This window comes from Flavobacterium sp., from assembly GCF_035195345.1.
GTDB lineage: Bacteria > Bacteroidota > Bacteroidia > Flavobacteriales > Flavobacteriaceae > Flavobacterium.
On sequence record NZ_CP136574.1, the window covers coordinates 2,606,131 to 2,626,491 of the forward strand.

The 20,361-nt window shown below is 32.0% G+C and carries 22 protein-coding genes; 9 read left to right on the forward strand and 13 right to left on the reverse strand.

The window, feature by feature from the left end; genetic code table 11:
- Window positions 1–124 precede the first annotated feature (124 nt).
- Window positions 125–1,318, reverse strand: a complete 1,194-nt coding sequence (locus RSE15_RS12070) for a pyridoxal phosphate-dependent aminotransferase (protein WP_324068802.1) — start codon at window positions 1,316–1,318, stop codon at window positions 125–127.
- Between the two features lie 122 nt (window positions 1,319–1,440).
- Between RSE15_RS12070 and RSE15_RS12075 the strand changes: the two genes are divergently transcribed.
- Window positions 1,441–2,751: a PDZ domain-containing protein gene (locus RSE15_RS12075; protein WP_324068803.1), complete on the forward strand. Its 1,311-nt coding sequence runs from the start codon at window positions 1,441–1,443 to the stop codon at window positions 2,749–2,751.
- 49 nt (window positions 2,752–2,800) lie between these two features.
- Here RSE15_RS12075 and RSE15_RS12080 read toward each other — a convergent pair whose 3' ends face one another.
- A complete protein-coding gene (locus tag RSE15_RS12080; RefSeq protein ID WP_324068804.1) occupies window positions 2,801–3,226 on the reverse strand; it encodes a DUF1573 domain-containing protein in 426 nt (141 codons plus the stop codon).
- A gap of 311 nt (window positions 3,227–3,537) precedes the next feature.
- Here RSE15_RS12080 and RSE15_RS12085 point away from each other — a divergent pair, with 311 nt between their 5' ends.
- Entirely contained in the window at window positions 3,538–6,168 is a 2,631-nt protein-coding gene (locus tag RSE15_RS12085) for a valine--tRNA ligase (RefSeq protein ID WP_324070472.1), read from the forward strand.
- A 48-nt stretch (window positions 6,169–6,216) separates the two neighbouring features.
- Here RSE15_RS12085 and RSE15_RS12090 read toward each other — a convergent pair whose 3' ends face one another.
- The 4 genes from RSE15_RS12090 to RSE15_RS12105 all read right to left on the reverse strand — a co-directional run bounded on the left by RSE15_RS12090 (window position 6,217) and on the right by RSE15_RS12105 (window position 8,079).
- Window positions 6,217–6,531 (reverse strand): HPF/RaiA family ribosome-associated protein, encoded by a 315-nt coding sequence (locus RSE15_RS12090; RefSeq protein ID WP_324068805.1) that lies wholly within the window; start codon window positions 6,529–6,531, stop codon window positions 6,217–6,219.
- A gap of 75 nt (window positions 6,532–6,606) precedes the next feature.
- Window positions 6,607–6,813, reverse strand: coding sequence for a helix-turn-helix domain-containing protein (locus RSE15_RS12095; protein ID WP_324068806.1), 207 nt, complete (start codon window positions 6,811–6,813; stop codon window positions 6,607–6,609).
- Between the two features lie 3 nt (window positions 6,814–6,816).
- Window positions 6,817–7,353, reverse strand: coding sequence for a DUF2975 domain-containing protein (locus RSE15_RS12100; protein WP_324068807.1), 537 nt, complete (start codon window positions 7,351–7,353; stop codon window positions 6,817–6,819).
- Between the two features lie 147 nt (window positions 7,354–7,500).
- Entirely contained in the window at window positions 7,501–8,079 is a 579-nt protein-coding gene (locus RSE15_RS12105) for a cytochrome b/b6 domain-containing protein (protein ID WP_324068808.1), read from the reverse strand.
- Between the two features lie 223 nt (window positions 8,080–8,302).
- Here RSE15_RS12105 and RSE15_RS12110 point away from each other — a divergent pair, with 223 nt between their 5' ends.
- Together RSE15_RS12110 and RSE15_RS12115 are read left to right on the forward strand one after the other, a co-directional pair.
- The gene (locus tag RSE15_RS12110; RefSeq protein ID WP_324068809.1) at window positions 8,303–8,875 is read left to right on the forward strand and encodes a hypothetical protein; all 573 of its coding nucleotides are present in this window, start codon (window positions 8,303–8,305) and stop codon (window positions 8,873–8,875) included.
- Between the two features lies 1 nt (window position 8,876).
- Window positions 8,877–9,278, forward strand: coding sequence for a hypothetical protein (locus RSE15_RS12115; RefSeq protein ID WP_324068810.1), 402 nt, complete (start codon window positions 8,877–8,879; stop codon window positions 9,276–9,278).
- Window positions 9,279–9,283: 5 nt separating this feature from the next.
- Here the strand turns inward: RSE15_RS12115 and RSE15_RS12120 are convergent, their stop codons facing one another.
- Window positions 9,284–10,684: an FAD-binding oxidoreductase gene (locus RSE15_RS12120; RefSeq protein WP_324068811.1), complete on the reverse strand. Its 1,401-nt coding sequence runs from the start codon at window positions 10,682–10,684 to the stop codon at window positions 9,284–9,286.
- Between the two features lie 97 nt (window positions 10,685–10,781).
- Here RSE15_RS12120 and meaB point away from each other — a divergent pair, with 97 nt between their 5' ends.
- Window positions 10,782–11,867, forward strand: coding sequence for a methylmalonyl Co-A mutase-associated GTPase MeaB (gene meaB / locus RSE15_RS12125; RefSeq protein ID WP_324068812.1), 1,086 nt, complete (start codon window positions 10,782–10,784; stop codon window positions 11,865–11,867).
- 281 nt (window positions 11,868–12,148) lie between these two features.
- Here the strand turns inward: meaB and RSE15_RS12130 are convergent, their stop codons facing one another.
- The 6 genes from RSE15_RS12130 to RSE15_RS12155 all read right to left on the reverse strand — a co-directional run bounded on the left by RSE15_RS12130 (window position 12,149) and on the right by RSE15_RS12155 (window position 18,247).
- On the reverse strand, window positions 12,149–12,379 hold the full coding sequence (locus RSE15_RS12130; protein ID WP_008253940.1) for a DUF8828 family protein: 231 nt from the start codon (window positions 12,377–12,379) through the stop codon (window positions 12,149–12,151).
- Window positions 12,380–12,424: 45 nt separating this feature from the next.
- Window positions 12,425–13,795 carry an MATE family efflux transporter gene (locus RSE15_RS12135; RefSeq protein WP_324068813.1) on the reverse strand — a complete coding sequence of 457 codons (1,371 nt, stop codon included), beginning with the start codon at window positions 13,793–13,795 and terminating at the stop codon, window positions 12,425–12,427.
- 100 nt (window positions 13,796–13,895) lie between these two features.
- Complete coding sequence (locus tag RSE15_RS12140) at window positions 13,896–14,597, reverse strand: ABC transporter ATP-binding protein (protein ID WP_324068814.1); 702 nt, start codon at window positions 14,595–14,597, stop codon at window positions 13,896–13,898.
- A gap of 294 nt (window positions 14,598–14,891) precedes the next feature.
- Window positions 14,892–15,767, reverse strand: a complete 876-nt coding sequence (locus RSE15_RS12145; protein ID WP_324068815.1) for an O-methyltransferase — start codon at window positions 15,765–15,767, stop codon at window positions 14,892–14,894.
- A gap of 80 nt (window positions 15,768–15,847) precedes the next feature.
- On the reverse strand, window positions 15,848–17,710 hold the full coding sequence (locus tag RSE15_RS12150; RefSeq protein WP_324068816.1) for an ABC-F family ATP-binding cassette domain-containing protein: 1,863 nt from the start codon (window positions 17,708–17,710) through the stop codon (window positions 15,848–15,850).
- A gap of 141 nt (window positions 17,711–17,851) precedes the next feature.
- Window positions 17,852–18,247, reverse strand: a complete 396-nt coding sequence (locus RSE15_RS12155) for a hypothetical protein (protein WP_324068817.1) — start codon at window positions 18,245–18,247, stop codon at window positions 17,852–17,854.
- A gap of 107 nt (window positions 18,248–18,354) precedes the next feature.
- Between RSE15_RS12155 and RSE15_RS12160 the strand changes: the two genes are divergently transcribed.
- The 4 genes from RSE15_RS12160 to RSE15_RS12175 are packed head-to-tail and all read left to right on the forward strand — an operon-like array spanning window position 18,355 to window position 20,279.
- Complete coding sequence (locus tag RSE15_RS12160) at window positions 18,355–18,582, forward strand: XRE family transcriptional regulator (protein WP_324068818.1); 228 nt, start codon at window positions 18,355–18,357, stop codon at window positions 18,580–18,582.
- Between the two features lie 39 nt (window positions 18,583–18,621).
- Window positions 18,622–18,822 (forward strand): hypothetical protein, encoded by a 201-nt coding sequence (locus RSE15_RS12165; protein ID WP_324068819.1) that lies wholly within the window; start codon window positions 18,622–18,624, stop codon window positions 18,820–18,822.
- 3 nt (window positions 18,823–18,825) lie between these two features.
- Window positions 18,826–19,134, forward strand: coding sequence for a type II toxin-antitoxin system RelE/ParE family toxin (locus tag RSE15_RS12170; RefSeq protein ID WP_324068820.1), 309 nt, complete (start codon window positions 18,826–18,828; stop codon window positions 19,132–19,134).
- A 26-nt stretch (window positions 19,135–19,160) separates the two neighbouring features.
- Entirely contained in the window at window positions 19,161–20,279 is a 1,119-nt protein-coding gene (locus RSE15_RS12175; protein ID WP_324068821.1) for a glycosyltransferase family 2 protein, read from the forward strand.
- Window positions 20,280–20,361 lie beyond the last annotated feature (82 nt).

Below are 20,361 nucleotides of genomic sequence, written 5' to 3' on the forward strand. Positions count from 1 at the left end.
TTTATTAAAATGATTTTTTGTTAAATGAAGTTGTAGTTAAAATTTAAAATAGATAATAAAATACCCCCAAAAAGTGTTTAACTTTTTGAGGGTAGTCTATAAAAGATTTGTTATAATAATTAAATTATTTTTTATTGTAAGTTGTAATAGCTTCCTTTAAAATTTGAACTGATTTGATTAAATCATCTTTCTTTAATACATAAGCAATACGAACCTCGTCTAAGCCTATATTTGGCGTTGAATAAAATCCTGCTGCAGGTGCTACCATTACAGTTTCACCTTTGAAATCATATGATTCTAATAGCCATTGAGCAAATTTATCAGCATTATCAATTGGTAATTTAGCAATGCAATAGAAAGCTCCTTTTGGGGTTGCTACTTTTACACCTTCAATTTTGTTTAATTCGGAAATTAAAGTATCTCTTCGGTCTTTATATTCAGAAATTACATCGTCAAAATAACTTTGTGGAGTTTCTAATGCAGCTTCACTTGCAATTTGAGCATATGTAGGAGGGCTTAAACGAGCTTGAGCAAATTTCATTGCAGTAGCCATTACTTCTTTGTTTTTTGAAACAATACACCCAATACGCGCTCCACACATACTGTAACGTTTGGATACAGAGTCAATCATAATGGCATGTTCTTCTAATCCAGGAACATTCATTACAGAATAGTGTTTGTCTCCATCGTAGATGAATTCACGATATACTTCATCAGCAATTAAAAACAAATCATGTTTCTTAACAATTTCAGCTAATTTTAAAATTTCATCTTGTGAATATAAATAACCTGTAGGGTTACCTGGATTACAAATTAAAACTGCTTTCGTTTTAGGCGTAATTAGTTTTTCAAAAGCTTCAATTGGAGGTAGCGCAAATCCTGTTTCTATTCCAGAAATTACAGGTACTACTTTTACTCCAGATGCTGTAGAAAATCCATTGTAATTTGCATAAAATGGTTCTGGAATAATGATTTCATCATTTACATCCATTGTACTTCCCATTGCAAATAGTAAGGCTTCAGACCCTCCAGTTGTAATAATAATATCTTGTGTGTCTATTGGTAAACCATGGTTTTTATAGTATTGAGAAAGTTTTGTTCTATAGCTTTCAAAACCTGCTGAATGACTATATTCTAACACTTTAATGTCTGCATTTTTTACAGCTTCTAAAGCTACATCAGGAGTTTTTATATCGGGTTGACCAATATTTAAATGATATACTTTATTACCTTTTTTCTTAGCAATTTCTGCATATGGTACCAATTTTCTAATTGGCGATTCTGGCATTTGTTGCCCTTTTATGGAAACTTTTGGCATGATGTGTTTTTTAAAGATGTGCAAAATTGCATTTTTTTTTGTTATAATAATGAAACAACTGATTAAAAAATGTTAAATCATTTAATTAAACTATTGTTTTTTGTATCTTAGAATAAAAATCAATGTTGAAATTATTTTTGTTAAGAATTCTGATTTTAAGCTCTGCAGTTTCTGTAGCACAAAATTCTGTGTCTTGGAATTCTAAAAGAGATAGGATAAAAATTCCTTTTGAACTTTCTCATAATCTAATTATAGTAGATGTTGTTTTTAATGATGTTAAATTAAAAATGATTGCGGATACAGGTGCATCTAAAAGTATTGTATTTAGTATACCAAACAATGAGTCTATGGTTTTAAAAGAAGCTGATTTGATAACAATTTCTGGGGCTGGAATTAGTGAAAAGGTTGAGGGGTATTTGTCAACAAACAATAAATTACAAATAAGGAAATATAGCGATAATGATTTTGAAGCAATTTTTGTCTTTGATAGGGATATTAGTTTAGTAAATAAGTTAGGTATTCCAATAAATGGTATTTTAGGAAGTTCTTTTTTTAAAAATTACCTTATTGAAATTGATTATCAAAAAAAGAATATAATCTTATATAAATCTTCTTTAATAAAATTAAATGATGACTATATACATTCAAAAATTGAAATTAATAATGATAGACCTTATATTTTTTTAAAAACCAAACTTGAAAATAGTGAATTTGATTTAAAATTGCTTTTTGATACGGGATTAGGCGATGGGTTATGGCTTTTTGAAAATGATAGTATAAAGTGTAATTCGTCTTTCTTTTCAGATTATTTGGGTAAAGGACTTTCGGGCGATATTTATGGAAAAAAATCTAGAGTAGAAGAAGTTAATTTTGAAAATAATGTTCTAAAAAACGTTTTAGTTTCTTATCCAGAAGTAACTTTTTTTGATAAAAACACAATAATTCAAAATCGAAATGGATTGTTAGGAGGTGAAGTTATTAAAAGATTCAATTGGATTATAGATTATAAAAGGCAGATGATTTACTTTAAAAAGAATAATTTATTCTATCGACCATTCAATTATAATATGTCTGGTATTGAAGTACAGCATATTGGATTTCAATTTGTTAAAGAAAAAGTAGAGAATGCCTTTTCTACTAATGTTATTAATTTTGATAAAAATGCAGCAGCTGATACTTATTCAGATTATTTTAAATTTGAATTAAAGCCAAATTTTGAAATTTATTCTATACGGAAAAATTCTCCAGCCGAGCGTGCTGGATTACAAATAGGTGATGTCATATTAAAGCTTAATAATTATTCTTCTCAAAATCTAACAATACAAAGGATAGTTGATTTATTTCATTCTAAAGAAGGGAAACAAATAACAATGAAAGTTGACCGTAAGGGAGAAATTAAAACCTTTAAATTTTATTTAGAAAAAATCCTATAAAAAAAGCTCCAAAAAGTATCTTATTTTTGGAGCCTGTTCATTTTTTTCTTTATAAATTAGGAAACGTTTTCTTTTTTACTAAAGGACTAACTTCTTCCTTAACAATAACAGTACCTTTAATTCGAAGGGGCACCATACCATTTGGTTTGTTTATAGCGTTACTTTCAATAGTAATTGTTTTGCTTATTGGACCTGGATTCATATTATATTGTACCTTAATTTGACTCTTTCCTCCTGGTGGAATTGGTTCTTTTGGCCATTCAGGAACCGTACAACCACAGCTAGATTTTGCGTTTCTAATTAAAAGAGGTTCATTACCAGTATTTGTAAATTCAAAAATTCGTATCCCATCGTCTTTTCCTTTTTCCACTTCTCCATAATTAATGGTTTCCTCTTTAAACTCAATCTTAGGGCCATTTTGAGCAAAGGAAGATATTCCAACTAGTAAAGTTAAATAAACAAGTATTTTTTTCATCATCTTATAAATTAATAGGTTGTTGTAAAAATAATTAAATAAAAGTAACCAACAAACTACTCTTAACATTTTTTTTATTTTCGTGATATAGTTACTTTTGCATTTAGTATTGCAAAAAACATACCCAAGTTATCTTGCCTAAATATTTATCTAGCGAATCGTTCGGGATTTATCAGTAATCCATTTTCCCGCTGTCCGCTATACAAGGTGCCGCTCCCATCGGGGCTAAAAGGCTAACTTTAGGAGTTTTTGTATTCGTTGTTTCATCATATTTAAAGCAACAATCTAGTAACAACAAACAATAAAACACAATAATGATTCCTGCACAATTCAACGCTAAAGAAGTAGAACAAAAATGGTACGCGTATTGGATGAAAAATAATTATTTCACCTCTAAACCCGACCATAGAACGCCATACACCATTGTAATTCCGCCACCAAACGTAACGGGAGTCTTACACATGGGACACATGTTGAATAACACTATTCAAGATGTATTAATTCGTCGTGCGCGTTTAAAAGGGTTCAACGCTTGTTGGGTGCCAGGAACAGATCACGCCTCAATTGCAACCGAAGCTAAAGTAGTGGCTAAGTTAAAAGAAGAAGGCATCAATAAAAACGATTTAACACGCGAAGAATTCTTAAAACACGCTTGGGAATGGACTGATAAATACGGTGGAACCATTTTAGAACAATTAAAACAATTAGGTTGTTCTTGCGATTGGAGTCGTACTAAATTTACGATGGATGACGACATGTCAGCATCTGTAATTCATTCATTTGTAGATTTATACAACAAAGGTTTGATTTACCGCGGTTACCGAATGGTAAACTGGGATCCTGAAGCAAAAACTACCTTATCTGACGAAGAAGTAATCTTTGAAGAACGTCAAGGAAAATTATATTTCATCAAATACAAAATTGAAGGTTCTGAAGATTTTTTAACCGTTGCAACAACCCGTCCAGAAACCATTTTTGGAGATACTGCAATCTGTATCAATCCAAATGATGAACGTTTTTCACATTTAAAAGGTAAAAAAGCAATCGTTCCAATTTGTGGTAGAGTTATTCCTATTATTGAAGATGAATATGTAGATGTTGAATTTGGAACAGGTTGTTTAAAAGTAACGCCAGCTCACGATACTAATGATAAAACGTTAGGTGATAAACACAATTTAGAAATTATCGATATTTTCAACGAAGATGCTTCTTTGAATTCATTCGGATTGCATTACCAAGGAAAAGACCGATTTGTGGTTCGTGAAGAGATTTCGAAAGAATTAGAAACTATCGGAGCTTTAGCAAAAACTGAAACGCATTTAAATAAAGTGGGGACTTCTGAAAGAACCAAAGCGGTAATCGAACCAAGATTATCAGATCAGTGGTTCTTAAGTATGGAAGAATTAGTAAAACCAGCCATCAAAGCTGTTTTAGAATCAGACGAAATCAAATTATATCCAAGTCGTTTCAATAACACCTATGCGCATTGGTTAAACAACATTCGCGATTGGAATATTTCGCGCCAATTGTGGTGGGGACAACAAATTCCAGCGTACTATTTTGGTGACGGAAAAGAAGATTTCGTAGTGGCTGAAAACATCGAAAAAGCGCTTGAGCTTGCAAAAGAAAAAACTGCTAACTCAACTCTAACCACTGCTGACTTACGTCAGGATGCTGACGCACTTGATACTTGGTTCTCCTCATGGTTATGGCCAATGGCTGTTTTTGGTGGTGTTTTGAATCCAGAAAGCGAAGATTTTAAATATTATTATCCTACCAACGATTTAGTTACGGGTCCAGATATTTTATTTTTCTGGGTAGCACGTATGATTATTGCTGGTTATGAATATGCAGGCGAAAAACCATTTTCAAACGTATATTTAACAGGATTAGTTCGTGATAAGCAAGGCCGTAAAATGTCGAAATCATTAGGAAATTCTCCTGAACCTCTCGGACTAATTGAAAAATTTGGTGCAGATGGTGTTCGTGTGGGATTATTATTGAGTGCTTCGGCAGGAAATGATATTTTATTCGACGAAGAATTATGCAACCAAGGAAAAGGTTTCTCTAATAAAATTTGGAACGCTTTCAAACTAATCAAAGGTTGGGAAGTAGCGGATATTGCACAACTAGAATCTTCAAAAGTTGCCATTGAATGGTACGAAGCGAAGTTACAACAAACCTTAGCCGAAATTGAAGATAATTTTGATAAATACCGTTTATCTGATGCGTTAATGGCAATTTACAAATTGGTTTGGGACGATTTTTGTTCGTGGTTCTTAGAAATGATTAAACCAGGTTACCAACAGCCAATCGATCGTGCTACGTTTGACAAAGCAATTGAAATGTTAGAAGCTAACTTGAAATTGTTACATCCGTTCATGCCGTTTTTAACGGAAGAAATTTGGCATCATATTGCTGAAAGAACCCCAGAACAAGCGTTGATAGTAGGAAAGTGGCCAACAGCAAAAGCATTTGATCAAAAATTAATTTCCGATTTTGATTTCGCAACCGAAGTTATTTCTGGAATTAGAACCATTCGTAAAGATAAAAATATTCCGTTTAGAGATGTAATTGAGTTACGTGTGATGAATAATGAAAAAGCATCAGTCTATTTTGATTCGGTGATTCAGAAGTTAGGAAATGTTACTACTTTAGAATATGTTTCTGATAAAGTAGACGGTGCTTTATCGTACCGTGTGAAATCGAATGAATATTTTATTCCAATTACAGGAAACATCGATTTAGAAGCTGAAGTAGCTAAATTAACTGAAGAGTTAAACTATACTAGAGGTTTTCTACGCTCTGTACAAGGCAAACTTTCGAATGAAAAATTCGTGGTTGGAGCACCAGAACAAGTAATTGCCAATGAGCGCAAAAAAGAAGCCGATGCTTTAGCAAAAATTGCCATGATTGAGCAAAGTTTAGCCGGTTTGAAATAATATTTTTTTATAAAAAAATCCCGAGCATAAACTCGGGATTGATTGTTTTTAATGTTCTTTTATTTTTTCTACCGCTGTATCTAAAACACGAGTTACTTTTTCTAAAGCCTCAAAAAATGCTTTTTCAACGGTATCTCCATGAGCCGTTACAGCAATAGGTTTTTTTTTCTCTACACGAGCTTCAATAACGACTTTTTTATCGTTTGGACTAGATTTACTTGCATTTTCATCCGTAACATGAACTTCAATTCGCGTTACAATTTCGTCAAATCGTGCTAATTCATTTTTAATTTCGTTGGTAAAGAATTCTGAAAAACGGCTTCCGCCTTCAATATTTTTGTCGGTATGAATTTGAACTAACATAGCATTAAGGATTAAATTAATAATACCTAAATTTACGAATATTCTACTCTCAATAAAGTTAAAAAAGTCCTAAATCTAATCTTCTACATACTCCAGAATATCACCAGGTTGGCAATTTAATGCTTTGCAAATTACTTCAAGTGTACTAAAACGGATAGCTTTAGCCTTTCCATTTTTTAAAATAGATAAATTTGCTAAGGAAATATCTACCTTTTCCGAAAGTTCGTTGAGCGACATTTTTCGTTTAGCCATCATCACATCTAAGTTTACTACTATTGCCATAATTTATACGGTTAATTCGTTTTCTTCTTGAATTTCGATGCCTTTTTTAAAGATAATCGCGATAATATAGATAACACCTCCCATTAAAATAAAAGCTCCGCTGTCTGCCCAAAATTGATTTAAGTTATCGGGAACAAAACCGTGATGCATCAAACTTTTAACTATTTGTCGGGCAACATGACTTAATACTCCAATTGAAAGGGTGAAATAACTAATAAGTAAAATTTGTTTTGACACAAAAGTATTGAACGGTTTTGACAAATTCATTTTGTGCATGAGATGAATTACGGCATAAAATAGCACCGCTTTTAAAATAGAAATGATAAGTATAAAGCTATAAACACCATAAAAAGTTAATTTACTACTTTGATACATTTCCATTAAGTCTAACTTTTGATACAGATTTCTAATAATTTCAGGGTTATAGATACTGAAAAAGAAATTAACGAGTAAGGCTCCTGCTTCAATAGACAATCCTACAAAAATAAGCCAAGCTATGGCATATAAGCCCCAAAATACGAAGTTGTTTGTTTTTGACATAAGTATTAAGTTTAAAATTACTCTGCAAATTTCAATAAAAATTTAATTTATTTAGATAAAAATAACAGAATACCAAAGTTCTTGGTTTTTAGAATAAAAAAAATCCCGAGTGAATTCACTCGGGATTAAGAATTATATGATTTAGGATTACTCTTTTTTACTACCACTAATTATTCTTGAAATCAATCCTTTTTGAGTGGTACATTCGGCAAGTAAAACACCGCCAAAATGCAACACCATAAATCCAAGTAAATAGTACAACGAAAGAACATGTATTTCTTCCATTGGGTCTTTTAAATTTTTAGGGCCAAACTCAATAAACAAACCAGTTATTAACGAAATAGCAGTACATACATAAAATACAAGATAAACCCAAAATTGAAATTTGGTTTTCGAGTCTAATTCTGCTTTAAAAGGAGAAGAAAATTTCATTTCTCCAAAAAATGGTACAGCCAAACGAATGCAGTACAATCCGGTTAATACATAACCAAAATAGATATGCCAATTCCACATCGGTTTTCTGATTTTTTTAGCTAACAAAATGGCTTCGTCTTCCGATAAAGCGGTATGTCCATTATCCCCTAAAAAATCCTGAATTATTCCAGCCACATGGTTTTTTTCCATCCATGTTTTGCGTAAAAAAATAGTTAGCAACAACAAGATAAACGTAAGGGCAATTAGCCAATGTAGAATTCTGTATACTTTTGAATAGTTTCGAGTTTCCATAATATAGTTATTAAGTTACTCAAATGTAAGCATAAGTTTCCATGAAATTAATTCTGATTTTTAAATCTTGCTTAATTTTTCATTCTTTAATTTAAATAATCTCAAAATAAATAGATTTAAAAATTTGTTTCTGTAATATGCTAATTTAGTCATACGATTATTTATAATCCAATTTAATTATTCCATTAAAGTAATTATCTTTGATAAAATTAAAAAAAGTCAAATGAAAGCTAAAATTGTATTCTTAACATTATTCCTTTTTCAAACTATTTCACTGTTTGCGCAAGACATAGCCTCTTTAAAAGCAGAAGCACTTAAGTCATACAAGGCTAGTGTTAATATGAATTTTGAAGATATTTTTGAAACTACTTATCCAAAAGTATTTGATATTGTTTCGCAAGAGCAAATGAAAACCATGTTTGGTCAAATGATGGAAAACGAACAATTTTCAATCAAATTAGTAGAAGTTGAACCTGATTTTTCGTATGGAGAAATCAAAAAAATAGAAGCAAAATTGTTTTGCTTGGTTAATTATAATAATGTGATGGCTATGAAATTTAAACAGCCCATGGAAGATGCAGAATCTATGATAGATATTTTTAAAAGTTCGATGGGAGCTGATAAAGTATCGTATGATAAATTAACCAATACCTTTCGTATAGAAATGCGTTCTACATTGATTGCTGTTTCTGATGATTTGACCAAAAACAAATGGAAGTTTTTAAATAAAGACAAAGAGAATAAAATGTTTTCTATGATTTTTAATGACAAAATTGTAAAAGCTTTAGGATTATAACATGAACGAAAATAACATCACCTATACTGAGTTTTTCAACCAAGTTAGAGCAAGTATCGCTGAAGGTACTTTTGCGAAATTAACACTAGCTAAAACCGTTGGAAAGCCCGAATTACAAAATATTTACGTAAAAACCATCGTAGAAGACAATATCTTAAAATTGTCGATGACGTATAAAATTTACACTACCGAAAAGCAAGAATTAGTAAAAATCTGCAAATTAGACAATTTAGAAGCGGAGCTAATTCCGCATATCAACAACCCGTTTTTATCTGCTTTGTTATTTACTACTGAAGCTGATATTACAATGAAATTAAACAAAAAGCGCGTAGCCAGTATTATAGAACAAGCACCAACTTTTAAAAATGCGGATGCGAGTTTGATGGAGTTTTTGAATAAGTAGTTGAATTAATCATTCCCATCAGGAAATATCTTCCCTGGATTCAATACATTATTGGGATCAAAAATCGCTTTGATGCGTTCCATTAATTCCAAATGTACTTTTGAAAACGCAATATCCATGTAGTTTTTTTGCACCAAACCAATACCGTGTTCACCAGAAAGTGTACCTTTTAAACCAACCGTTAATTCAAAAATTTCACGAATTCCTTTTGGAACTTCAGTTTTCCAATTGTCATCGGTCATGTTACCTTTGATGATGTTTACATGCAAATTGCCATCGCCTGCATGTCCATAACACACCGATTGAAAACCATACTTCGAACCAATTTCTTTGATTCCTTTTAATAATTTTGGTAATTCATATCTTGGTACAACGGTATCTTCTTCTTTATAAATCGAATTTGCTTTTACCGCTTCCGCAACAGAACGGCGCATTTTCCAAAGCGCATTTTTTTGTTCCTCGGTATCGGCAAATAATACTTCGTCGATTTCAAATTGTTCTACTACTGCCAAAATTTGTTCGGCTTCTTGCATCAAAATTTCTGGATAATTTCCATCTACTTCAATCAACAAATGCGCTTGAACGTTGTCTTTTACTTCCACATTCAACCCATCGACAAATTTCAATGTCCAATCAATGGCATCACGTTCCATAAACTCTATAGCACTTGGAATAATTCCCGCTCTAAAAATAGCCGAAACCGCTTCACAAGCTTGCTCCGCTTTATAAAATGGAACCAAAAGCAAAACGTTGTGTTTATTTTGAGGTAATAATTTCAATACAATTTTAGTTACAATACCTAAAGTTCCTTCACTACCAACCATCAATTGCGTAAGATTATAACCCGTTGAATTTTTCAAGGTATTAGCACCTGTCCAAATAATATCACCTGTCGGTAAAACAACTTCTAAATTTAGCACATAATCTTTCGTAACGCCATATTTCAAAGCTCTTGCACCACCAGAATTTTCAGCAATGTTTCCACCAATATAACAACTACCCATACTACTTGGATCTACGGGATAAAACAAGCCTTTTTCGGCAACAGCTTCACGTAAAACTTGTGTAATTACACCAGGTTGAGTTGTAACTTGTAGGTTTTGTTCATCAATTTCAATGATTTGATTGAATCGTTCCATTGAAATTCCAATGCCACCATAAATCGATAAGGCTCCGCCACTTAATCCCGTACGCGCACCAATTGGTGTTGTCGGAATTTTATACGTGTTCGAAACTTTTAAAATTTGCACAACTTCTCCCGTATTGGCAGGTTTCACCACGACATGAGGCGGAAAACTTAAATCTTCCGTTTCGTCGTGTCCATATGTTTTACGAGTAGCTTCATCAGTAAAAATATAAGCCGAACCTACAATGTTTTCAAGCGCAAGTAATATTTCAGAATTCATAGTGTACAATTGAAGTGTAAAGATAACAAAATGTCAAATATACGCTTACTGATTTTATTACTATAAATTTTGTATTTTTACAGAAAGCAATTATCTTTTGAAAACACCAAATAAACAATCGGCACTTTCAGAAATTCACGGCGTTGCTCAACCCGAAACGTTGAGTGCGGTTGTAGCAACTCAAATTCAACAATTCCGAAGAAAACAACCTTCGGCAGAAGAGCTGATTGCTGGAATTTTAAAAGGAGATAAAACCGCTTTAAGTCGTGCAATTACTTTAGTCGAAAGCACAAATCCTGAACATTTAACCAAAGCGAATGAGGTAATTAAAGGTTGTTTGCCACATGCAAATAATTCGGTTCGAATAGGAATTACAGGAGTTCCTGGTGTCGGGAAAAGTACATTTATTGAAGCTTTTGGAAAATATTTAACTTCCATCGGAAAGAAAGTTGCAGTTTTAGCAGTTGACCCGAGTTCGTCAATTAGTCACGGAAGTATTTTGGGTGATAAAACCCGAATGGAAGAACTGGTTAAAGATGAAAATGCCTATATTCGACCAAGTGCTTCGGGCGATACATTAGGAGGTGTTGCTAGAAAAACGCGAGAAACTATTATTTTGTGTGAAGCTTGTGGATTTGATACAATTATCATTGAAACGGTTGGAGTAGGGCAAAGCGAAACCGCCGTTCACAGTATGGTCGATTTCTTTTTGTTGTTGAAAATTTCAGGCGCTGGCGATGAATTGCAAGGTATCAAGCGCGGCATCATGGAAATGGCAGATACTATCGTAATCAATAAAGCCGATGGAGATAATATTGCGAAAGCTAAATTAGCAAAAACAGAATTCAATAGAGCATTGCATTTATTTCCAGCCAAATCTTCAGGTTGGATTCCGAAAGTAACGACTTGTAGTGCCTACGAACAAACAGGAATTGATGCGATTTGGGAAATTATTTCCGAGTATTTTGATTTGGTAAAAGCAAATCATTATTTCGAAGAAAAACGTCAAAATCAAAACCAATTTTGGATGATGGAAACCATAAACGAACAATTGAAATCACACTTTTACAATCATTCGAATGTTATTCAACTCTTAGAAAAAAATAAAAAAGCCGTGCTAAACAATGAAATTTCACCTTTTGCAGCGGCTGTGAATTTGTTGGAACAGTATTTTAAGAATTGAAAATTAATTCAAGTAGACAAATAAAAGCACCAAATAATAAAATTATTATAAAGATTCGACTCTGAATGATATTACTTTTTGTTATTGCTTCATCTAATTCCTTTTTTCTTCTTACAGATACATTCCATTTGTTAAGTTTATACATAGAAAATGCCAGTGAAAGTAAAAGACAGAGATAGAAAAAAATTTCCCAACTTTTTGACTGAAATTGTATAATTGAAAGAAACATTACTATCTAATTAATTTAATATCTAAACACTTTTTACTGAACACTTAACACTCTATTCCTGCTCGTAACGTTCAATTTCTCTATCGTAGAATTCTCCAGCAATGGTAATTAAATGTTCCATTTCCGATTCTAATTCTTTTTCGTCTTCTTCTTCGATGTCTTCTAAAAATTCTACTTCATCATCTTTTAAATTGATTACAAATCGTGGATATTCTAAATGGATTACGAAAATATCTTCAGGAAAATCGGTATTATCTCCGATAACAAATTTTGGTAAGTTCATGTTTTTAAATTTAGTTGAGACAAGTCATGACTTGTCTGTACGTTATTAATTTTTAATCAGTTTTTTTGTCAAATAATTAAAGCGAATATACAAAAATATCGCTGCTGCTGTTAATCCAGCTAAAAGTCCAATCCAAACGCCAACGGCTTTTAATTCGGTTTCTAATCCTAAATAAATGGATATTGGAAATCCAATTCCCCAATACGCTACAAACGTAATATACATTGGAATTTTCGCATCTTGCAAACCACGAAGCGCTCCTAAAACCACCACTTGCAGGCCGTCAGAAATTTGAAAAACAGCTGCCACCAAAAGTAAATTAGCTGAAATTGCAATTACTTCTAAGTTTTCAGTTAGGTTTTTTACATCGTTGATGTCTACGAAAATGTATGGTAAAGTCGTATGTAAAGCAACAAATAGTAAAGCAAAAACAATTTCAATCACCACAGCTAATAAGAAAATTGATATGGCTACCTTTCTTAAGGTTACATAATCATTTAATCCTTTTTGGTTTCCAATACGAATCATAGCAGTTACGCTTAATCCCATCGCAAACATGAAAGTTAATGAAGCCAAGCTTAACGCAATTTGATTTGCAGCCTGACTCGTTGTTCCAATCATTCCACACAACCAAATGGCTCCAGTGAACAAAGCCACTTCAAAGAACATTTGCATGGCAGAAGGCATTCCAATTTTAATAATTTTTTGGTTGACTTCTTTCTTGATTTCTTTTAAGCTAAACCCTTTAAAATACGGATGGAATTTTGGTTTTAGATTCATTATGTAATGCATATAGCCTAACATTACAAAACGAGAAGCAATAGTTCCAATGGCTGCTCCAACGATACCTAATTCTGGAAAAATCCAAATTCCGTAGATAAGAAAATAGTTGATAACCACATTGGTGATATTTCCAATAATGGTTGCCCACATAGAATATTTAGTTTCACTCAAACCGTCTGCAAATTGTTTGTACGCTTGGTACATAATTAACGGAATCAACGAAAAACCAACTATATCTAAATATGGTTTTGCCATTTCTACAACAGCTTCGGGTTGTCCCATGTAAGCAATTAGTGGTTTCGAAAAGAAAATCAATGTAAACAATGCTACACCTAAAATCGTACATAAATACAATCCATGATGAAAAGCTGAACGACCGCCAGCGACATCATTTTTTCCATCTGATTCCGCTACTAAAGGTGTAATGGCTGTTGAAAATCCAATCCCTAATGACATCGCTATGAATACAAAGCTGTTTCCCAATGACACCGCTGCCAATTCGGTTGGACCTAATTTTCCGACCATAATATTATCTACAATTCCCACAACGGTATGGCCTAACATTCCTAAAATAATAGGATAGGCAAGTTTTAAGTTATAGGAAAATTCTTTGGTGTAGTCAGAAAAAGTCATTTTGGTAATTTTGAGGCAAAGGTAATAATTTGAAAAGGATTTAAAGAAAAAACCTGACAGGATTCAAAATCTTGTCAGGTTTAAATATTGTGAGTTGAATTTATTTTTTTATATGAGAATTTATAGTATCACTTTCTATAAGTCCATCTCGTAAACGAATGATTCTGTGCGCGTAAGCTGCAATATCTTCTTCGTGTGTTACTAAAATTACCGTGTTGCCATTGGCGTGAATTTCGTTGAATAAATTCATGATTTCCACCGAAGTTTTACTATCTAAGTTTCCAGTTGGTTCATCGGCTAAAATGATAGAAGGTTTGTTCACCAAAGCTCTAGCCACCGCTACACGCTGACGTTGACCTCCTGAAAGTTGATTTGGTTTATGATCCATTCTGTCGTTTAAACCTACTTGTGTCAACACTTCTGTAGCACGTTCAACACGTTCTGATTTAGAATGACCTGCATACACCATCGGTAAAGCTACATTATCCAAAGCCGTTGTTCTTGGCATTAAGTTGAACGTTTGAAAAACGAATCCAATTTCTTTATTACGAATTCCTGCCAATTCATCGTCTTGCATTTCGCTCACGTGTTTTCCGTTCAAAATGTAAGTTCCAGAAGTTGGTGTATCCAAACAACCTAAAATATTCATTAATGTTGATTTTCCAGAACCTGAAGGTCCCATTAAAGCTACATATTCGCCTTTATTGATTTCTAAATCGATGCCTTTTAACACATAAACGATTTCGTTTCCTAAAGGAAAATCTCTTTTGATATTGGTTATTTTGATTAACGGATTTGCCATAATGAAATTAGAATTTAGAAGTTTGAATTCAGAAAATTGACTTCAAAACTATCTATAAGTAGAAAAAGAAAGGAATTTGTTACAATTTTATGCCGATTTATCGGAATTAATTTAAAACATTATGAAGCCATTGCCCAAATAAGTATCCAGATTTAGCAATATAGATTATACCTAATACTACAACTATCGGGAGTAAGATTTTGAATAGTTTCGATTTAAAGAAAGATTGATTTTCCATAATAACCAATTTATAGATGTTTGATTATTAGTACAAAAATATAAATTTTGTTACAACTAAAATCGAATTCTTTCAAACAAATGCGAACTAACCGTTTTATTCGGATTGATGATAAAATGTTCTTTTTCTTGTTTGGCTCTAAAAAACACAATTCCCCATTGAAAAGTATCAATTGTCACTGAAACTTTAGGATGTTTTTTTATGATTTTCCAAGCTTCTTCCATGTCGGCTGACCAATGAATATCATCAAAAATCCAAACAGAATCATTTGAAATCGTTGGAAGTAAGGCTTCAAAATAAGCTAAAGTCGCCTTTTTGGAATGGTTGCCATCGAAATAAACCAAATTGAAGATTTGGGGTTTCGAGTTTAAAGTTTGCTCCGCCAGTTCGCTTTTTAAGCTCGAGTCAGGTTTGAAGTTCTCAAAAAATAAATTAAATTCTGTATTAACAAACTCAACAGTATTATTGGGAAACTTGAAACTTGAAACTTGAAACATTTTTTTGGCAATAGCCAACGTATTCGGACATCCTTCTAAAGTGATAATTTCTGCATTTTTATTTCCCAATGAAAGAGCTGAGGTTGCCAATCCTAACGAAGTTCCAATTTCTAAAACGTTTTTTGGTTGAAAATAGCGAACAATTCTAAAAAGTAATTCGGCATTTTTTAGAGTAATTCCAGCGGTTTGTGCAATTTTTGCAATTTCTCTGGTATTCGATTTAAAAACTCGTGAACCTGCACCAAAATCAGTAACTTCAATCGTGTTTTTATTTTCTAAAAGCGATTTTCTATACGATTTTAAGGTTTCGTATTCTGGATACTTTGTGTTGTCATAAAAACATTTCGTAACCAAATCAAACACAAATGGCGAATGCACTCCATGTTCGTTTTTGGAATGGAAAAGGAATTTTATGTAGGATTTAATTATAGTCACAGTTTTCAGTCACAGTTTTCAGTCACAGTTTTCAGTCACAGTTTTTCCTGCGTACTGAGACTGAGACTGCAAACTAGTTTTTATTCCATTTTCGAACTCAACTCAAACCAACGTTCTTCTTTTTCTTCTAAAGATTTGATGATTTTTTGTAATTCATTTGCTTTTGCTTCAATTTTATCATCAGTTACTTTACCGTCGGCGAATTCTTGTTCGATTTGTTTTTTGTTGTATTCTAAATCTTTGATTTCTTTTTCAATTTTATTGAATTCTTTCTGCTCATTGAAATTTAAACCAGCTGAAGTAGTATTTTTTTCTTTCCAACTTACTTTTTCAGTACTAACCGAATTTAAATTTTTTGGTTCAGCCGAATCTTCATAACTTCTAAAATCAGAATAATTTCCTGGGAAATCTTCAATTTCACCTTCGCCTCTGAAAACAAATAAGTGATCCACAATTTTGTCCATGAAATATCTATCGTGACTCACTACTAACAAACATCCTGGAAAATCCAATAAGAAGCTTTCTAATACGTTTAAGGTTACAATATCTAAATCATTCGTTGGTTCATCCAGAATCAAGAAATTCGGATTTTGAATCAAAACTGTACATAAATACAAACGTTTCAATTCGCCACCACTTAATTTTTCTACGAAATCGTATTGCTTTTTCGCATCAAATAAAAAGCGTTCCAATAATTGCGAAGCAGAAATAATTTTTCCTTTCGTCAACGGAATATATTCGCCATATTCTTTAATGATATCGATGACTTTTTGTCCTGGTTTTGGATTGATACCACTTTGCGTGTAATACCCAATTTTAATCGTATCACCAATAATCACTTTACCCGAATCAGGTTGAATGGTTTGGGTTAAAATGTTTAAGAAAGTCGATTTTCCTGTTCCGTTTTTACCAATAATTCCAATGCGTTCACCACGTTGAAACGAATAGCTAAAATCTTTTAAAATGGTTCTATCAGGGAAATTTTTGTTCAATTTTACCATTTCGATAATCTTGCTTCCCATACGCTCCATGTTGATTTCGAGCTCTACTACATTTTCTTTTCTACGGCTTTCCGCTTTTTCTTTAATCACGTAAAAATCATCTTGGCGTGATTTTGATTTGGTAGTTCTAGCTTTTGGTTGACGGCGCATCCAAGCCAATTCTTTTACGAATAAGTTTTGTGCTTTGTCGATACTCGCATTTTCAGAAGCCAAACGTTCTTCTTTTTTCTCTAAATAATACGAATAATTGCCTTTGTATTGGTATATTTTTCCGTTGTCTAATTCGATAATTTCGTTACAAACACGTTCCAAAAAGAAACGGTCGTGCGTTACCATAAACAACGTGATATTTTCTTTTGCAAAATAATCTTCTAACCATTCAATCATTTCTAAATCCAAGTGATTGGTTGGTTCGTCTAAAATTAATAAATCAGGTTTACTAATCAAAATAATCGCTAATGACAAACGCTTTTTTTGTCCACCCGACATGTTTTTGACTTTCATTTTCAAGTCTTCTAACTTCAGTTTGTACAAAATTTGCTTGAATTGCGTTTCAAAATCCCAAGCATTGTGGCGGTCCATATCGTCAAAAGCTCTTTGATACGCTTCTTCATCATTCGGATTTTCTAGGGCTTTTTCGTAGCGTTCAATGACTTTCAGAATTTCATTATCCGAAGCAAAAATATTTTCCTCAATGGTCAATTCGTCTTGCAAATTATTGTTTTGCGACAAAAACGCCATGTTGATTTCTTTTCGAATCACCACTTGACCTGTATCAGGCTCATCCAAACCATTAATCATGTTCATAATGGTGGTTTTTCCAGAACCGTTTTTAGCGATAAAAGCTATTTTTTGGTCTTTATTAATTCCAAAAGAAACGTTGTCAAACAACACGCGTTCGCCATAGGATTTTGAGATATTTTCGACTGATAAGTAATTCATTCTTTTAATTTGTCAATTAGACAATATGGCAATGTGCCAATCGTTTTGCAAAAATAGGCTATTGTAATTGATGGTACAATGTTTTGGAATAAATAAAAAGCCATCATTTCTGACGGCTTTGGATTACTTGTTTTTATGAATTTAATCAATTGTAATATTAACAGTTTTTGCTTCTCCTTTGTTAAAAGTCATACCAACAGCTTTCTTTTTATTTACTCCGCCAAGACTATAATGTGCTGAAAAATGGTAAGTTTCTTGATTTTCATTTGGAAAAAAGGTTCCTGTATATTCTAAATTACTAAATGTGGATTTGCCTTCTGGATTAGAAATCACATTTTGATTTGAAAAGAATGAATTGTCTCCGTCAACTTCCCAGCTATCTTCTGAATAACTATAGACTGTTATTCCTGAAACAGGTTGACCACTAGCATTTTTTAAAATTACCGTTGCATTGGTTACAGTAGTAGTGTTGTCATCATCTTTAGAACACGAAGCAAAAATCAAAATACTGATGCTTAATAATAGAATTTTTTTCATTTTGAATAGTTTAAAATTTTCCAAATATATAAAATTCGGATAAAACTCCGTAACAAGAATTGATTTTTTTTCTTTTAGTTGGTTTTATTTGTTAAATGCAAAAACAATTGGAAGAAATAAAAGCTATTCTGATTAAAAGAATTTATGATCTCTTTATTGAAAAATATGAAGGGAATAAATCTAAGTTTGCAAAAGACGTTGGGTGTGATGAGAAAACAATTCGACTTATTTTTGATCATAATCAAGGAATGACAATGAATTTATTCTTTAAAATTTCAAAAGCACTAGCCGTTGAGCCTTCAGAATTAATCAAAGATTTGAAAATAAAAGAATAATATTCTATATTATTTCCTAACTTTGTGAAAATGCATTTTATGATTTCCAAAAAGAAAAATAAAATAGAAGAACCAGCAGAAGCATACGAAGTAACTCCTAAAAGTGAGGTATCTTCTGAAGAATTACATCCTGTTTTGGTTCAAATGCTTGAAATTGGACTCAAACAAATTGAATTGGGGCAAACAAAGCCTCATGAACAAGTTATGGCAGAAATGAAGAAAAAATACAATTTCAAGTAAATAATGTATTCGATTCATTGGTCAAAATTAGCAGAAATTACTTTTTCTGAAGAAATGGATTTTATTTTTGAAAAATGGAATCAAAAAGAAGTTGATAAATTTGGACTTTTAGTTCAAAATTGTCTTCAATCAATTTCTGAAAATCCAAAAATTGGAAAAAATGAATCTGAAAATCAAGTATATTCTTTTGTGATTTCAAAACAGACAACTATTTACTTCAAAATTTCAGAAATAGAATTAAGAATTGATTTGATTCTATTTTGGAACAATAAGAAAAATCCAATTTTACTTGATAAATATCTAAACTATTAAGATTTAATTCTTGTTATATTTGTACAATGCAACTATCCATAATCATTCTCAACTACAACGTCCGCTATTTTTTAGAGCAATGTGTTTTTAGTGTTCAAAAAGCATTGGAAGGCATTGATAGCGAAATTATAGTCATTGATAACGCTTCTTCTGACGATAGTTGCGAGATGATGAAAACCAAATTTCCGCATATCAAACTAATCGAAAACCAAGATAATTTAGGTTTTCCAAAAGCAAATAACATCGGAGTTGCTCAAGCAAATGGTGAATACATTTGTATTTTGAATCCAGATACGGTTGTTGCTGAAGATACTTTTTCTAAAATACTGAACACTAAAAACTGGCAACTGAACACTGGAATTATAGGTTGTAAATTAATCGACGGTGCTGGAAATTTCCTTTCCGAAAGTAAACGTGGCGTTCCAACTCCTTGGGTAGCTTTTACTAAGATTTTTGGATTGTATAAAATTTCAAATTATTTTGGAAAATATTATGCTCAGCATTTGTCCGAAAACGAATCTGGGAAAGTGGATATTTTAGTTGGTGCTTTTATGATGATGAAACGCGAATTATATTTAAAAGTTGGCGGGTTTGATGAAAATTGCTTTATGTATTCGGATGATATCGATTTAAGTTATTTAGTTTTGAAAGCTGGAAAATCGAATTATTACTTTCACGAAACTTCGGTGATCCATTATAAAGGAGAAAGTACCGTTCGAGATGGAACTTATATGAAGCGTTTCCGTCAAGCGATGCAATTTTTTTATAAAAAACATTTCAAAAAATCTTGGTTTTTTGATGTGATAATGCAAGCGGGAACTGTTGTTTTTAGTTTGTTGAAAAAGAATCAGCAGAAGAATGAAGTCCGAAATATTGACGAATACATTGTTTTTACAAAAGAAAATTTGAAGTTAGAACTATCAAAAAAAACGACTTATTTATCTGATTTTAATCATTTTGAGCATCAATCTCAAAAAAATATAGAAATAATATTTGATACCACTAGTTTTAGTTTTACTGAAATTATTACTTTTATGAAGTTAAATAAGTCTAAAAATATAAGTTTCAAGAATTATATTTTAAGTTCTAATTATTTAATAGGAAGTAATAATTCTAATGATAGAGGGCAAATAAGATTGTTGTAAAAAATTATTGAATTCTCTGTATATTGATTGAAAAATTATTATTTTTGCAAATCAAATAGAAAAAAACAACTTTAGTTTAAAG